Origin of the sequence: Paraburkholderia largidicola, assembly GCF_013426895.1 — a bacterium.
Lineage (GTDB): Bacteria > Pseudomonadota > Gammaproteobacteria > Burkholderiales > Burkholderiaceae > Paraburkholderia > Paraburkholderia largidicola.
The window spans coordinates 2,213,754-2,227,207 of the sequence record NZ_AP023174.1 but is presented as its reverse complement, the minus strand read 5'-3'; the positions used below and the strand labels follow the sequence as shown (position 1 = coordinate 2,227,207).

9 protein-coding genes are annotated in these 13,454 nt (G+C 66.2%); 5 read left to right on the top strand and 4 right to left on the bottom strand.

Annotated elements, in window-relative coordinates:
• The first annotated feature begins 123 nt into the window (after window positions 1–123).
• The 3 genes from recC to PPGU16_RS10005 are packed head-to-tail and all read left to right on the top strand — an operon-like array spanning window position 124 to window position 9,217.
• Complete coding sequence (gene recC / locus PPGU16_RS10015) at window positions 124–3,492, top strand: exodeoxyribonuclease V subunit gamma (protein WP_180719852.1); 3,369 nt, start codon at window positions 124–126, stop codon at window positions 3,490–3,492.
• Window positions 3,489–7,208, top strand: coding sequence for an exodeoxyribonuclease V subunit beta (gene recB / locus PPGU16_RS10010; protein ID WP_180719851.1), 3,720 nt, complete (start codon window positions 3,489–3,491; stop codon window positions 7,206–7,208). The genes recC and recB overlap by 4 nt, the downstream gene beginning before the upstream one ends.
• A complete protein-coding gene (locus tag PPGU16_RS10005) occupies window positions 7,205–9,217 on the top strand; it encodes an AAA family ATPase (RefSeq protein ID WP_180719850.1) in 2,013 nt (670 codons plus the stop codon). The genes recB and PPGU16_RS10005 overlap by 4 nt, the downstream gene beginning before the upstream one ends.
• On the opposite strand, the gene PPGU16_RS10000 is transcribed toward PPGU16_RS10005, so the two are convergent.
• The gene (locus tag PPGU16_RS10000; RefSeq protein WP_180719849.1) at window positions 9,214–9,873 is read right to left on the bottom strand and encodes a VC0807 family protein; all 660 of its coding nucleotides are present in this window, start codon (window positions 9,871–9,873) and stop codon (window positions 9,214–9,216) included. The genes PPGU16_RS10005 and PPGU16_RS10000 overlap by 4 nt on opposite strands.
• A 189-nt stretch (window positions 9,874–10,062) precedes the next feature.
• Here PPGU16_RS10000 and arfB point away from each other — a divergent pair, with 189 nt between their 5' ends.
• Window positions 10,063–10,470: an alternative ribosome rescue aminoacyl-tRNA hydrolase ArfB gene (gene arfB / locus PPGU16_RS09995; RefSeq protein ID WP_180719848.1), complete on the top strand. Its 408-nt coding sequence runs from the start codon at window positions 10,063–10,065 to the stop codon at window positions 10,468–10,470.
• A 36-nt stretch (window positions 10,471–10,506) separates the two neighbouring features.
• Here arfB and PPGU16_RS09990 read toward each other — a convergent pair whose 3' ends face one another.
• The gene (locus PPGU16_RS09990; RefSeq protein WP_180719847.1) at window positions 10,507–11,781 is read right to left on the bottom strand and encodes an EAL domain-containing protein; all 1,275 of its coding nucleotides are present in this window, start codon (window positions 11,779–11,781) and stop codon (window positions 10,507–10,509) included.
• 315 nt (window positions 11,782–12,096) lie between these two features.
• Between PPGU16_RS09990 and PPGU16_RS09985 the strand changes: the two genes are divergently transcribed.
• Entirely contained in the window at window positions 12,097–12,387 is a 291-nt protein-coding gene (locus tag PPGU16_RS09985) for a putative quinol monooxygenase (protein ID WP_036004624.1), read from the top strand.
• Window positions 12,388–12,490: 103 nt separating this feature from the next.
• On the opposite strand, the gene PPGU16_RS09980 is transcribed toward PPGU16_RS09985, so the two are convergent.
• Both PPGU16_RS09980 and PPGU16_RS09975 read right to left on the bottom strand, forming a co-directional pair.
• The gene (locus tag PPGU16_RS09980) at window positions 12,491–12,748 is read right to left on the bottom strand and encodes a hypothetical protein (protein ID WP_007588495.1); all 258 of its coding nucleotides are present in this window, start codon (window positions 12,746–12,748) and stop codon (window positions 12,491–12,493) included.
• A gap of 281 nt (window positions 12,749–13,029) precedes the next feature.
• Window positions 13,030–13,260 (bottom strand): hypothetical protein, encoded by a 231-nt coding sequence (locus PPGU16_RS09975; RefSeq protein WP_131242816.1) that lies wholly within the window; start codon window positions 13,258–13,260, stop codon window positions 13,030–13,032.
• Between the last annotated feature and the right edge of the window lie 194 nt (window positions 13,261–13,454).

The window sequence follows — 13,454 nt, the reverse complement described above, 5'->3', positions numbered from 1 at the left end:
CCATGCCCGGACCATCTGCCGGATGGCCAGGTTTCGTGTCTGCGAATGCGTTTGTTATGCTGTCGCATCGTTTCTTCACACGGCCCGTGCATCAGCGCGGCGCCGCCTGTTCCAAGCCATTCCATGCTCCAGCTTTTCTATTCGAACCGGTACGATGTCCTCGTCGGCGCGTTGCTCGACGGACTCGGTGCCACGCCTTCCAGTCCATGGACGGCGCAACCTGTGATCGTGCCGAGCGCGGCCGTACGGAGGCGGCTGGAACTCGATATCGCCGCGCGTCAGGGCGTGTGCGCGAACATCCAGTTCAGTTACCTGGCGCAGTGGTTGTGGACGCAGATCGGCGGCGTCATCAAGGACGTGCCGAAAAGTTCGCCTTTCTCGCCGGACCGGCTGGTGTGGCGCTGCTACCGTCTGCTCGGCGATGCCGATGAAGCGCGGCCGTGGAATGGGTCGCCGCGCCTGCGCAGTTACCTCGATGCCGCCGACGCGCCGATGCGCTACGAACTCGCGCGCCGCGTCGCGACCGTGCTCGACCACTATCTGACCTATCGTCCCGAATGGCTGTTGCAATGGCAGAAGGGCGGTTCGATCTTCGCAAGCGGCGCCGCGGACGACTCCGGTCCGCGCCTGACGGGCGCGAGCGCCGCGGTGCGTGAGGACGAGCGCTGGCAGGGCGCCTTGTGGCGCACGCTGCTGGGTGAGGTCGCAGGCGACGCGCATTCGGCGGACGCCGCCACGCCGCCTGCCTATCGCTTTCTCGACGAAGTGCGCTCGCTCGATCTCGACGCGATCGCCCGCGCCGAGTGGCCCGAGTCCGTCAGCGTGTTCGCGTTGCCGACCATGCCGCCTTTGCATATCGCGCTGCTGCGCGAGCTGTCGCGCTGGATCGATGTGCGGGTGTACGCGATGAACCCGTGCCGCGAGTTCTGGTTCGACATCGTCAGCGTGGGGCGTGTCGAAGCGCTCGATGCGGCGGGTCAGCTCGACTATCAGGAAGTCGGCCATCCGCTGCTGGCCGAATGGGCTCGCCAGACGCAGGCGCAGCTTCATATGCTGCACGAACTGACGGAAAGCGCGGCCTCGTCCGAAGCCTCGTATTTCGCCGAAAACGCCGCGCCGACCTGGCTCGCCGCCGTGCAGAACGGCATGCTCGATCTGCGCGACGAGCGCGAGCTCGACACGCAGCCCGAGGAGCGCGGTATCGAAGTGCACGTGTGCCATAGTCTCGCGCGCCAGCTCGAAGTGCTGCACGACCGCCTGCTGGGCTGGTTCGACGAGTTCGACGATCTGCAGCCTTCTGACGTGTTGGTCACGTTGCCCGATCTCGGCGCGGCCGGCCCGCTGATCGACGCTGTGTTCGGCACCGCGCCCTCGGGCGACACGCGCCGCATTCCGTATCGGATCACCGGCTTGCCGCCTTCGCAGGCGAATCCCGTGGCGCGCGTGCTGCTCGACTGGCTCGCGTTGCCCGAGCGCAATGTCGGCGCGCCGGAGCTGATCGAATGGCTGCGTGTCGACGCGATCGCCGCCCGCTACGGCATCGACGCGGCGGCGCTAGAAGACATTCAGGAGTGGCTCGCGGCAGCGGGCGCGCGGCGCGGTCTCGCGCCCGTGCCGCCTGCCGACAGCGCGATTCCCGTCGCGCGCCACACATTTGCCGACGCGCTCACGCGGCTTTTCCTCGGCTACGCGATGCCCGAAGGCGGCCAGCCGGTCGATGCCTGGCTGCCCGTCGAAGGCGCGGACGGCTCGGATGCGGAACTGCTCGGGCGCCTCGCGAGTTTCGTCGACGACGTCGATGCGTTCGCGCGCCGTTGCGCCGACGACATGACGCCCGTCGAGTGGACGCAGTTGCTGCTCGAAGTGCTGGGCCGCTGCTTCGATGGCGGCGTCGATTTCGCGGACAGCGTGTCCACTGTGCGCGATGCCGTCGATGCCATGAGCGATGCCATGCGCGCAGGCGCGGGCGAGTCTGCGTTGCCGGCGGCCGTGGTGCGCACGGCGCTGTCCGAAGCGCTCGACGACCCGGCGCGCGGCGGCGTGCCGTGGGGCAGCGTCACGTTCTCGTCGCTGACGAGCCTGCGTGGCTTGCCGTTCAGGATCGTCTGCATGCTGGGCATGGACGACGGCGTATTGCCTAGCCTTGCGCGCGCCGACGAGTTCGACCTGATGGCGGCGTTCGGCAAGGCGGGCGATCGCCAGCGGCGCGACGACGAGCGCAACCTTTTCCTCGATCTGCTGCTCGCCGCACAAGACCGGCTGCTGATCGCCTACACGGGGCGCAGCATTCGCGACAACGCGCCGTTGCCGCCTGCCGCGCTCGTCGATGAACTGCTCGATCACCTCGCGCGTGTTTCGTCCGCAGAGGATGCGTCGCCGGTCGAACTCGATTCGGCGCGGCGCGCGTTCATCGTCGAGCATCCGTTGCAGCCTTTCGCGTCCGATTACTTCAACGCGAAGAGCGGCCTGTTCACCTACGACACCGACCGCGCGGAACTGGCCGCGTTGCTCGCCGCGCCGTCAGGTGAGGCGCCCGCGCCATTCTTCGATGCGCCGTTGCCGGCCGTACTGAACGAGCCCGTGCCGTTCGACGACTTCCAGCGTTTCTGGCGACACCCCGCGCGCGCCTTGCTGCGCGATCGCCTCGGCATCGTGCTTTCCGACGCACAGGGCGAGTTGCTCGACATGGAGCCGTTCGAACTCGACTTCGCGGGCCGCGATGCATTGGCCGAGCGTCTGTTACCCGCACTGCTCGATACGGACTTCGACAGCGCAGCGTTCGAGCGCGTGCAGCGCGTCGCGGAAGCAAGCCCCGAGTTGCCGGGCGGCGCGACGGGCGCGGTATGGCGCACGCGCGAACTGTCGGCGCTGCGTGGCCTTGCCGACCGCGTGCGGCGCGAAGTGGCGTCGGGCGTCACGCGCCTGCCGTTCTCGCTCGACATCGACGCGCGCTGGCCCGACACCGGCGACATCGCGCTGTTCGGTCCTCATGATTCAACATTGCGCAAAACATCGGAAGGTCCGTTGCAACTGCAAGGCACACTCAATTTGCTGACGCCGACGGGGCAGGTCGTGTTCCGTTACGCGCGTCCCACGGCGCGCGACTATCTGTCCGCATGGCTGTCGCATCTCGTCTATTGCGCGTCGTTGCCCGACGGTCCACGCCGCACCGTTTGGCATGCAAGCGGCGAGTCGTTCGAACTCGCGCCCGTCGAAAAACCGTTGGATCAACTCGCGCCGCTTGCCGCATTGTTCAGCGCAGGGCGCGCGCTTCCGCTGCGCTTTTTTCCGAAGAGCGCATGGGCAAAGATCAGCGATGGCGATTCCGCCGCGCAAGGTGCATGGATCAGCGACCGCGTGCGAGGCGAGTCCGATGACGCTGCGTTGCGCATCGCGTTTCGCGGCACGACGCTGACGCTCGACGAGCCGTTCGGCACACTTGCCGCGATCGTATTCAAGCCGCTGGTTGCGCATTTGAGGAGCGCATCATGAGCGGCACGGCATGGATGCATGCGGCCGCCGCGCAGGAACTCGACGTGTTCGCGTGCGATCTCGACGGCGTCAATCAGATCGAGGCATCGGCGGGAACGGGCAAGACATGGAACATTTGCGCGCTCTACGTGCGGCTGTTGCTGGAGAAGAATCTGAGCGCCGATCAGATTCTCGTCGTGACATTTACGAAAGCCGCGACGGCAGAGCTGCATGAACGCATACGGGGGCGTCTCGCCGAAGTGCAGCGCGCAATCGAAACGGGCGACGATGGCGGCGATCCGTTCATCGTCCGGCTATTCGAGACGACGCTTTCCGAAGAACGCGGCATCGACCTCGAAGCGGCCGCGAAAACGGTGCGCCGTGCGTTGCGCACGTTCGATCAGGCCGCCATCCACACGATTCACGCGTTCTGTCAGCGCGCGTTGCAGGAAGCGCCGTTTGCCGCTGCGATGCCGTTCGCATTCGAGATGGAAGCAGACGACGCAGCGTTGCGCTTCGAACTGGCCGCCGACTTCTGGCGCGAGCAGATCGAACCCGTCGCGGCATTGCATTCGTCGTTCGCGGCATGGCTGGTCGAGAAGGGCGCGGGTCCCGCATCGCTCGACGAACAGCTTGCGCGGCGCCTGAAGAAGCCGCTCGCTCAGTTGCGCTGGGGTGACATCGGCGTAGCGGAAGGTGCACCGAACGATATGCAGGCGCGCTTCGACGAAGCCTGCGAGATGTGGCATGCCGAGCGCGACAACATCGTGCGCCTGCTCGAACGGGCACAGGAGCGTCTGAGCAAGACTTCGCACAAGGCTGAAACGGTGAGCGCCGCGATCAGCGCGTGGAGCGACTATTTCGCGCAGGACGATTGCCACGCGCCGCCGCCGAAAGTGGCGCTGAAACTGACGGCCACTGCGCTGACGAAAGGCACGAAGAAGAATTTCGAGCCGCCCGCGCATGCATTCTTCATTGCAGCCGACGAACTGGCCGCAGCCTCGCTCGCGGCGGAAGCGGCGCAGCGCGCGCGCTGGCTCGGTCTGGTGCAGAAGTGGCTCGACTACGCGCCGCACGAACTGACGGCGAGAAAGCGCACGCGCCGCGTCGTGTCGTTCGACGATCTGCTGTCGAACCTGTATCGCGCGCTCGCCAGTCACGTGTGGCTTGCGGACGCGCTGCGCACGCGCTATCCCGCGGCGCTGATCGATGAGTTCCAGGATACCGACCCGCTGCAGTTCGCGATCTTCAACCGTATCTTCGCGCCGAAGGGACCGCTCTTTCTGGTCGGCGATCCGAAGCAGGCGATCTACAGTTTCCGCGCGGCGGATCTGCATACCTATCTCGCCGCTCGCGCACAGGCGTCGGCGCGTTATACGCTCGCCGTCAATCAGCGCTCGACGGCGCCCATCGTCGAGGCATGCAACCGTATATTCGAGGCGAACGCGCGGGCGTTCGTGCTCGAAGGGCTCGACTATCAACCCGTGCGAGCGGGCGAGCGGCAACGGCCGCCGTTCATCGACCGAGACGGCGCGGCGGGCGGCGACTTCTGCGTTTGGACATTGCCGAAGGGCGACGCGGTGCTGACCAAGCGCGACGCGCAGCGCGCGGCGAGCGAAGCGTGCGCGGCGGAGATCGTGCGTCTGCTGCGCGGCGCGCGCGAGGGCAGCGTGACGATCGGCGACAGGCCGCTCGCGCCCGGCAACATCGCCGTACTCGTGCAGACGCACAAGCAGGGCAGTCTGATCAAGCGCGTGTTGTCCGCGTGGGGCGTGGGCAGTGTCGAACTGGCGCAGGCATCCGTGTTCGAATCGCTCGACGCCGAGCAGATCGAGCGTGTGCTGGCCGCCGTCGATACGCCGGGCGACTTGCGCCGCCTGCGCGCCGCGCTCGCGACCGACTGGTTCGGTCTCGATGCCGCAACGCTGTGGCGGCTCGAGCAGGTCGACGATGCATCGTCCACGTCGGGTGACGCCGCGCATTCCGTCGATGCGATGAGCTGGGTCGAACGCTTCTCGCGTTACCGCATGCTGTGGCACGAGCGCGGCTTCGCCGTGATGTGGCGCACGCTGATGCGTGAACTGCGCGTCGCGCAGCGGCTCGTGGAAGGTGCAGAGGGCGAGCGGCGGCTGACCAACGTCAACCATCTGGCCGAACTCGTGCAGGCGCGCGCCGCGACGCAGCCGGGCATCGCGCCGACCTTGCGCTGGCTCGCCGCCCAGCGTGCGGAAAGCGGGCGTGGCGGCGAAGAAGCGCAGCTGCGGCTCGAATCGGACCGCAACCTCGTGCAGATCGTCACCGTGCATAAGTCGAAGGGCCTCGAATACGCCGTCGTGTTCTGCCCGTTCCTCAATGATGGCCGCCTGCGCGAGCCGTATGCGACGGTCCTGCCTGACGCGCTCGAATATCACGATGACGACGGTTCGGCCGTGCTTCATTACGGCTGCGACGACGAGCAGTCCGATCACGCGAACGGCCAGGCCATGCGCGAACAGGCGGCCGAACGCGCGCGGCTGATCTACGTCGCGCTGACGCGCGCCGTGTATCGCTGTTACCTGGTGGCGGGTGCATATCTGGCGTCGAGATCGACGAAGGAATCGGCGCGCAGTGTGTTGAACTGGCTCGTTGCGGGCAAAGCGCGCGATTTCGATGAATGGCTCTCGAAGCCGCTCGATGACGACTCGGTCTATCAGCATTGGGAGGCGCTATCTGGCGACCCCGTGGCCATCGCGGATCTGCCAGCCGTGACGCGTCGCGTGCCGCTGGAAAGCGTGGCCGACAGCGGCGCCCGGATGCGGGCGCGGATGAACCAGCGCGCGTTGCGCGACACGTGGCGCATGGCGAGCTTCAGCTCGCTGATCGCGGCGGGTTCGCGCACCGACGACGCATCGGCTCCGAGCGAAGAAGCGCGTCCGGACCACGACGAACTGGCGGATGTCGCCACCGGTGACACAGGCGTTGCTCTTTTCGATGTCGCCACGGCGCCCGTCGAACTCGCACCCGACGATATCCTCGCGTTTCCGCGCGGTCCGGCGGCGGGCGAGTGTCTGCATCGCATGTTCGAACTCGCGGATTTCTCCGACGGCAGCACGTGGCCGCACGCGATCGAACGCGCGCTGCACGAGCGGCCGGCGCCCGCCGAGCCGGAACTCGCGCAACGTCTGCCCGCGATGATGCACCGTTTGCTCGCGGATATCGTGAGTACGGAACTGGTGCCCGGCATGACGCTCGCCTCGCTCGATCCCAAACGCCGGCTCAACGAGATGGAGTTTCTGTTCTCGGCGGCATCGCTGGACTTTCCCGCGTTGCGCGCGCTGCTCGCCGCGCACGGCTTTCCCGATGTCGCGCTGGAACCAGGTGTGCTGCGCGGGTTCGTCAAAGGTTTCATCGACATGATCGTCGAGCACGAGGGGCGCTTCTGGGTGATCGACTGGAAGTCGAATCATCTCGGCGACACGCCCGAGGACTACGCCGCCGCGCCGCTCGACGAAGCGATGGCGAGCCACGCCTATCACCTGCAGGCGCTGCTTTATGTCGTCGCGCTGCATCGCTATCTGCGGCTGAGGCTCGCGGACTATGACTATGACAGGCACATCGGTGGTTATCTGTATCTGTTCGTGCGCGGCGTGCGGCCCGACTGGCGACATGGAGAACACGTGGCCGGCGTGCATGCGCGGCGGCCCGATTACGCGCTCGTCGTGGCGCTCGACGCATTGATGGACGGAGGCGCGCAATGAGCACGTTCGATCAGCCGTTGCCCGATGTCGAGGTCAATGTCCCCGCGCCCGCGGATTTCAGCACGGCGCTCGCCGAAGGTTTCGCGCGTCGCGTGAGCGCGCTGGCGCAGCGCGGCGGCGCGTCCGCGGACGGCGTGCGCTGGGCTGCTCGCGCCGCGTTCGCCGCGAGCCGCGCGACATCGGAGGGACACGTGTGCGTGCCGCTCGACGAACTTGCGCAGCGCTACGACGCCGAGTTCGGGCATGTGCGCGACGCGTTGCTCGCGAGCGGCGTCGCAAGCGACGGCATGCAGCCGGCACATGCGCTGCGCCCGCTCGTCGTCGATGGGCAAGGGCGGCTTTATCTCGCGCGCTACTACGATTACGAGCGGCGGCTGGCGCAGTCGCTCGTCGGACATGCGCGAGGCGAGCATGACGATGCCGTATCGGCGGGCATGTTTTCTCGAGGCTTGCGCGACAGGCTGCTGCGTTATTTCGGGGAGCCGCAGGACGATGAGATCGACTGGCAGCGCGTGGCTGCCGTGATGGCGCTGTCCGGGCGGCTGACGATCGTCAGCGGCGGCCCGGGCACGGGCAAGACGACCACAGTGGTCGGCGTGCTCGCCTGTCTGCTGGATGCGCGCGCGGACTTGCGTATCGCGCTCGCCGCGCCGACGGGCAAGGCCGCGCAGCGGATGCAGGAGGCGCTGCTCGCGCGCGCCAGTTCGTTGCCGCAGGAACTCGCGGGGCGTCTGCCGCAAACGTCGTTCACGTTGCATCGGCTGTTGGGCACCGGGCCGAATGGGCGCTTCCGGCATCATCGGGACAATCCGCTGCCGTATGACGTGATCGTGATCGACGAGGCGTCGATGATCGACGTCGCCATGGCGACGCACCTGTTCGATGCGCTCGCACCCGACACCCATCTCGTGATGCTCGGCGACAAGGATCAACTGGCGGCCGTCGAAGCGGGCGCCGTGTTCGCCGAATTGAGCGCGCAACCCGCGTTCACGGCGAAGGGCGTCGGCTCGATTGCGACGGCGCTGGGAATCGATGAACGCCGATTGCGTGATGCGCTGCCCACTGGCCGCGACGATGCTCGGTCGGAACAAGATCCACCGTTCTTCGACGACCTGTTCGGCATGCCGCCCGACATGCCGTCTTCATCGCCGGATGCGCAACCGGCGCCGCTCGCCGACTGCGTCGTGTGGCTCGAACGAAACTATCGCTTTGGGTTGGAGTCGGCGATCGGCCGGCTGTCGCTGGCGATCCGGCGCGGCGCCGCGCCGGACGCGCTCGACGTGCTGCGGATCGATCCCGCTGAACCCTGCGCGGCGGCGTTTCACGAAGACACCGATGCCACGCCGTCCGAGCGCACGATCCAGCGGCTCGCGGCTGGGTTTGCGCCCTACGCGGACACGCTCGCGACGGCGCTCTCCGACGGCGTGGCAGGCGCGGCCTCGCACGCGCTGGCGCTGTTCGACGCGCTCAATCGTTTCCGCATCCTGTGCGCGACGCGGCTCGGCTCGCGCGGCGTCGAGCAGATGAATACCGCGATGGCCGCGCAGGTGCGCCGCATCGCGCGCGTGCCGCTGGCCGTCGGCGCGCAATGGTTCGCGGGCCGGCCGATCATGGTCACACGCAACGACTATGCGCTGGGTCTGTTCAATGGCGATATCGGTATCGCGCTGCCGGGCGCGGACGGCGCGCTGCGCGTGTTCTTCCGTGGCGCGGACGGCAGCCTGCGCACGGTGTCGCCCGCGGCGCTGCCGCCGCACGACACGGCCTTCGCGCTCACCGTGCACAAGTCACAAGGCTCGGAGTTCGAACACGCGGTGCTGATGCTGCCGTCGACCTTCAGCCGGGTGCTGTCGCGCGAGCTTGTTTATACGGCGGTCACGCGGGCGCGCGAGCGGGTCGAAGTGGTCGGCTCGCGGGCAGTGCTGATGCGCGCGATCGCGACGCCGACGCAGCGCGACTCCGGCCTCGCCGCGCGCATCGTCGAGGCGATGCGCGATGACGTGCGCTAGTTGGCGGCCGTGCTGGGCGGCGGTTCCGTTTCGGATTCCGCCTCGCTTTGCGCGAGGTCGCGCAGCGTGCGCCGATACCACAGCGTCCAGATCATCAGCGCGCCGAAAATGCCATAGCCGACAAATGGCGATACCACCAGCACGCGCTCGATCGGCCAGTGCCACGCCATCCAGCCGCGCAGCGCGGTTTCGCCCGTGAGGCCGAGGCCCCATGTAGCCGTCAGCACCCGGATTCCGCGCGCGAACGCCGGGCGCTCGCGCCACAGCATGTCGATATGGGCGGCGCCGTTGGTCATTTCGCGGGCGACGAACGCGCGCGTCAGGTAGAAGACGGCGGGCCGGCCCACCAGCAGCGACAGCAGAAACGCCACGCCGATCGCGCCCGATACCAGCGATTCGCGGAACAGCAACATGCGTGGGTCGCCGCCCAGCGCCATCGCGCCGATCGATAGCACGATGCCGAGCAGCACCGTCAGGCTGAGCGCGTCGGCGCGCCTGAAGCGCACGAGTTCGACGACGCTCCACGCGACGGGCGGCACGGCCGATGCAATCAATCCGCCCGTGTCGCCCCAGTACGGCTGCGTGAGACGGTACGCGACCCACGGCAACACGAGATTGACGACGAGTTCGAGCACCTGCGCGGGGCGCATTTTCATCACGATAATCGGCCCTCGGGCTGAAAGTACCAGTATCGGCGAGATCGGCGATGGACGGCAAATCCGTGCCGCGCTGGTGGGCGATGTGCAGGCAACGCACATGCCGCGCTGCGTGCACGCAATTCGCATACCGCTGATGTGCCAGCAAATAGCCGGTTACACTTCCCGTTCCTCGCACGACTCTTTGACATGACTTCACGCTATCCGATCCCGCCGAACGAAATCGAACTGACGGCCGTGCGCGCGCAGGGCGCGGGCGGGCAGAACGTCAACAAGGTATCGAGCGCGATTCATCTGCGCTTCGACGTGCGCGCGTCGTCGTTGCCCGAGGTGTTGAAAATGCGCCTGCTCGCGATGAGCGACCATCGGATCACCCGCGACGGCATCGTCATCATCAAGGCGCAGGAATACCGCACCCAGGACATGAACCGTGCGGCAGCGCTGGCGCGGCTCGACGCATTGATCGACAGCGTCAGCGTGACCCGCAAGGCGCGCGTCGCGACGCGGCCGACGCGTGCGTCGAAAGAACGCCGGCTCGAAAGCAAGGCGAAGCGCAGCGACGTGAAATCAGGACGGCAGCGGATCTCGCACGACTAGGGCGCGGCAGGCGCGGCGGCGCCGCGTGCTTTTAGCTCAGACGGGACACGGATTACGCACTTCGGGCAGGAAATCGACGCAGAACACATGCGTCGCGCCGTCGCGCTGGACGGTGACAGCCGCCGTGTAGCAATCCTGGCCATCCATCAGCGAGCAGTGCGGTCCCATCATCGCGACGCGTCCCGGCGCGGCGAGCGCATGCTTGAAATACGCGCGCCTCGACCAGTTGTTGCGGGTGTCGGGAAAGAGCGGCGCGAGCCGCGCGGGCGGAGAGGGCGTGCCGCTCGCGGTGATCGACGGCGCCAGTTGCTCGCCGCGATCGCTCAGCACGAACACGCGGCGCGCATCGGGCAGCAGGAAGACGGGCTTCGCCGCCTCTTCCAGATCGCCCGTCTGCATGTAGAGCGCGGCGCCCGCGAGCACGGCTTCTGTGAATCCTTCGAAACCCGGCCGTTGATAGCGCGAGTGCGAGCGCTCGTAGCTGTCGAAACGTTGCCACATCTGCTCGATCAGTTCCGGCACACGCGCGGTCGCCGCCTGGATCGACGCTTTCGGCTGGCCGAACCAGTAGCCCTGGATGAAGTCGACGTCGGCCTGCATCAGCGTCATCAGTTCGTCTTCCGTTTCGACGCCTTCGGCGAGCACCAGCGTGCCCGACTGATGCAGCATGTTGATCAGGTGGCCGATCAGCGAGTTGTCGTTGTCCTGGCGGCCCGCCCGCGCTACCAGCGAGCGGTCGAGCTTCACGATGTCGGGCCGGAAGCGCCACACGCGATCGAAATTCGAGAAGCCGGTGCCGAAGTCGTCGATGGCAATCAGGAATTCGCGCGGCTGCGAAGCGGCGAGCATGCTGGCGACGGCGGATTCGTCGTCGGCGGGCTGCTCGAGCACCTCGATCACGATGCGTTCCTGCGGCAGTCCGAAATGCTCCGACAGTTCATCGATGAACGGGCGCTGCGGCCAGCCCGTTTCGAATACCTGCGGACGCGTGTTCAGGAACAGCCATCCGGTATCGATGCCTTGCGCCATGAAGTTCGCCACATGCAGACAGCGGGCGAGGCGGTCGAGCGCGCGCGCGTCGGCCGTCGAGCGGGTGCCTGAGAACAGCACGGCGGGGGAGATCGGATGGCCGACGGGATCGAAGGCCCGCAGCAACGCTTCGTAGCCGACTACGCGCTGATGCGTGACGGAAACGACCGGTTGGAAGACGCTGCGCAACGTAATGGTTCGCCACGGCGCGGCCCATCCGGCCTCGTCCTGCACCATATGCTGCAGAAGGCCAGTGAGCGTCGTATCGTCGACGTTTGGCATGACGGCAGATTGTCCTATGCAGCGTGCGGCGCTCGCCCGTGTGCAGCGACATGCCGGTGGCAGGCATGCGCAACATCGGCGCAATGGAGGTCGGGCTCGAAGGCGATCGGATCGATGCCTGTCACGCGCGACTCCGCTCAGTTGTGCAGCTCAGTTAGTCGAAATCAGTCTAGCAGTTCGTATGCGATTCGAATGTTCGGGTAATCACAGACGGGTACAAGTGTCTGCGCTGTTATGACTCGAAGTTGGCGCAGATTGCCGACGCATTTGTGGCAGCGGCGCTATGCTGCTGGTTTTTCAGAACTGGAGTGCAGCATGTCGGAAATCGCGGTGGTGGCGATCTCGGTGGCGAAACCGGGACATGAAGAGCAGTTGCGCGCGGCGCTCGAAGGCATTGTCGGACCGACGCGCAAGGAGCGCGGTGCGTTGCAGTACGATTTGCACCGTGATTTGCGCGAGCCGCGCCGTTTCGTGTTCTTCGAGCGTTGGGAAAGTGAGGAAGCGCTGGCCGCGCATGCGAAGTCCGCGCATATCGAGGCCTACAAGAAGGCGTCCGCGCAATGGATCGAATCGGCGGAACTGCGCATCGTGTCGAAGATCGCCTGATAGTTGGCAGGCGCAGCAGGCGAGGCTGAAAACAGCAAGGCCCGGCAGCGTGGCGGCCGGGCCCGGATCGAAGCGCGCTGAAGCAATCGGGCGCGCAATACGTTTAGTGGGTTGCTTGCGGCACGTCGAGGATCAGGATGATGGTCCAGTCGGCGTCGCCTTCGTGATGATACTGGCGCTCCGCGACGATGAACGGCTGCTGCTTGCCGGCCGGTCCGAGAAACAGCACGTCGCCTTCCATCGGCAGACATTCGACGGGCGGCAGCGCAAGGAACGCATCCTGATTGCCACGCGGCATGAGTTTTTCGATCTTGCGGGATGCTGCTTCAGTCCATTCGATGTCCAGCTGGATGTTGCTCATTCTGTCCTCCGCACCAGGGGCGCACGCGGGTTGGGTGAATTGGGTTGATTCTTCGGTGCGCGACTTTAGCATAACGTCGATGCGCGCCTCGCGACATGCGATCGGCGCGATTTACACGCCGTACGTCGTAGGTCGTAGGTCGTCGACGCCCCGCGGCACAAAATAAAAAAGCCGAGGCCGTGTTGAACGGCTTCGGCTTTTTGCATTGCGCAGTCATCCGGCCGGGAAGCGCGCCTGCATGATGCCTCTATGCGCTTCGGCCGATGCGCAACGCAGGGCGCTTACTGGGCCGGCGCGGCCGGCTTCTTGTGGTGCATGCCCTTTTGATGCTTCATCGGCGCAGGCGGTGCGCTTTCCATCGCCTGCTGCTTTGCCTGCAGATCTTGCGCGCGCTGCTCGACGTCGGCGGCCTTTGCCGGATCGGTACTCATCCGCACGCCTTGATCTTGCGCGTAAGCCGCGCCCGTCAGTGCCGAAAGGGAAACCAGGATTGCCAGGGACACTTTCTTCATCGTTGCCTCCGTAGAGAGTGGTTATGGACCCGAGTATGGCCTGTCCGTTGGAACGACAGTGCATTCTAGCCAGCAATGTTCAGTCCAGCGTGTCTTCTGTAACAGGATTCACATACAGTTACGTCTGGTTACAACCGTGCGTGGCCTGCGCGAAGGCGCTCAGCAGAAGCCATCGCGCATCGATCGTATTGTGA

Excerpts from the sequence above, each read along its gene's own strand:
- recC (WP_180719852.1), top strand. The coding sequence starts at position 124 with ATGCTCCAGCTTTTCTATTCGAACCGGTACGATGTCCTCGTCGGCGCG.
- recB (WP_180719851.1), top strand. The coding sequence starts at position 3,489 with ATGAGCGGCACGGCATGGATGCATGCGGCCGCCGCGCAGGAACTCGAC.
- PPGU16_RS10005 (WP_180719850.1), top strand. The coding sequence starts at position 7,205 with ATGAGCACGTTCGATCAGCCGTTGCCCGATGTCGAGGTCAATGTCCCC.
- PPGU16_RS10000 (WP_180719849.1), bottom strand. The coding sequence starts at position 9,873 with ATGAAAATGCGCCCCGCGCAGGTGCTCGAACTCGTCGTCAATCTCGTG.
- arfB (WP_180719848.1), top strand. The coding sequence starts at position 10,063 with ATGACTTCACGCTATCCGATCCCGCCGAACGAAATCGAACTGACGGCC.
- PPGU16_RS09990 (WP_180719847.1), bottom strand. The coding sequence starts at position 11,781 with ATGCCAAACGTCGACGATACGACGCTCACTGGCCTTCTGCAGCATATG.
- PPGU16_RS09985 (WP_036004624.1), top strand. The coding sequence starts at position 12,097 with ATGTCGGAAATCGCGGTGGTGGCGATCTCGGTGGCGAAACCGGGACAT.
- PPGU16_RS09980 (WP_007588495.1), bottom strand. The coding sequence starts at position 12,748 with ATGAGCAACATCCAGCTGGACATCGAATGGACTGAAGCAGCATCCCGC.
- PPGU16_RS09975 (WP_131242816.1), bottom strand. The coding sequence starts at position 13,260 with ATGAAGAAAGTGTCCCTGGCAATCCTGGTTTCCCTTTCGGCACTGACG.